General features: G+C 34.9%; 2 protein-coding genes and 1 pseudogene. 2 read left to right on the forward strand and 1 reads right to left on the reverse strand.

Features of this window, described 5'->3' with window-relative positions; translation table 11 throughout:
* Positions 1 to 80: 80 nt before the first annotated feature.
* Complete coding sequence (locus tag V7127_RS16930) at positions 81 to 899, forward strand: CPBP family intramembrane glutamic endopeptidase (protein ID WP_335487974.1); 819 nt, start codon at positions 81 to 83, stop codon at positions 897 to 899.
* Positions 900 to 935: 36 nt separating this feature from the next.
* Entirely contained in the window at positions 936 to 1223 is a 288-nt protein-coding gene (locus V7127_RS16935; RefSeq protein ID WP_335487977.1) for a HesB/YadR/YfhF family protein, read from the forward strand.
* 63 nt (positions 1224 to 1286) lie between these two features.
* Here the strand turns inward: V7127_RS16935 and V7127_RS16940 are convergent.
* A pseudogene (locus V7127_RS16940) lies at positions 1287 to 1459 on the reverse strand (IS3 family transposase); the annotation flags it as partial.
* Between the last annotated feature and the right edge of the window lie 36 nt (positions 1460 to 1495).

The following is a 1495-nucleotide window of genomic DNA, read 5'->3' on the forward strand; positions in this document are numbered from 1 at the left end:
CCGTTAATCTGCGATAATTCTATTTCTTTTAGAAAGAAAGTGCTAAAATAAAGTGAATGATTCTGGGGAGGATGACCACATTGGTTGTATTGAATAAGCTTTCATTAGCCCATAAATACGGACAGCTTTTTTTGTTTGTCGTCATCATGATCCTTACACAGCATAAACTATTTATCTTTTCCTATGCTCTTTTGTTAGCGATGATTATATATTTGACGATTGTCGCAAATCAAAGTCGCGTTTTTGTCTGGGTTTTGGCCGCATATACGATTGGGTATTTAGTTTTATTATATGGCGATCGACTAATTGAAGAATTACCATTAAATATAAGTTCAATTATGATCATAAATCGTTCACTCCTATTATTCCCGATCCTTTTTATGGTCTATGTTATTAAGAAGTTTAAAAAGAATTGGAACCTTTATGGCTTGAAGCCTAATTGGATGGCAACCATTTCATTTCCATTTATATGGAGCGGATTCCACACTGTTACAATTAGAGTCTTTTTATTGATTGCCTTATGTATTAATCTAGCAGCATTTATTCCCTTCCTGTCTTTAACAAAATTTAATTTTGGAGACCCTAACTTCTTATTGTTTATCATCCTTTTTTCGATCATAAATGGTACACTGGAAGAAATCCTTTGGAGAGGAATCGTCTTAACTAGACTAGTAGATTTGGCAGGTGAAAAAGCTGCGGTTCTCTTTTCGGGATTAGGCTTTGGCTTATCACATCTTGCCTTTGGATACTCATGGTGGCTATGTTTCCTTTTTGCATTAGGCGGTATTTTCTATGCTGGTATTACCATTCGTTCAGGAAGCATTCTTCCCGCCATCATCTGGCATATTATATTCAATGTATTCATGATTTTAAGCGGAATTATTACGTATATAGGATAATGAACAGCCAAAGATAGTATGAAGGAGGATTTCATAATGAAAATACATATTAGCGATGAGGCTGCGGCTTGGTATGAAGATGAAATGTTTTTAAACAAAGGCGATTATGTTCGTTTTTTTGCACGCTATGGCGGATGCAGTACGGTACAACAAGGGTTTTCATTAGGTATCTCAAAGGATGAGCCCGTTAATGCGGGTGCTGAAACTACAAAGAATGGAATTACCTATTTTATTGAAGAAAAAGATATTTGGTATTTTGACAATCATGATTTGCATGTGGAATATAATAATAAAGCGAAAGAGCCCGATTATAGGTATCTATAAAAAAAACCTTTTCATTCACCTAATTTTTGAAGTGGCCCCTAAAAGTTAGACACGGTTATTTCATTAGGCGTCGAGTTTGGTATGAGTTCGATGTTGTATCGGATTCATGCCTTTTAATTTTGCCTTAATGCGTTTTGTGTGTTTTAATACATTATGTACTTTTCCAGCTCGCTTTTAAAATGCTCCACACTCTCAAACTCTTTTATACAGAGAAACTATGTCTTCATAATCCCGAAGATTTCTATTTATTAGCTTTGGCTTTTTCGTTACTC

This window comes from Bacillus sp. JJ1773 (genome assembly GCF_036962035.1).
GTDB lineage: Bacteria > Bacillota > Bacilli > Bacillales > Cytobacillaceae > Cytobacillus.

Excerpts from the sequence above, each read along its gene's own strand:
- V7127_RS16935 (WP_335487977.1), top strand. The coding sequence starts at position 936 with ATGAAAATACATATTAGCGATGAGGCTGCGGCTTGGTATGAAGATGAA.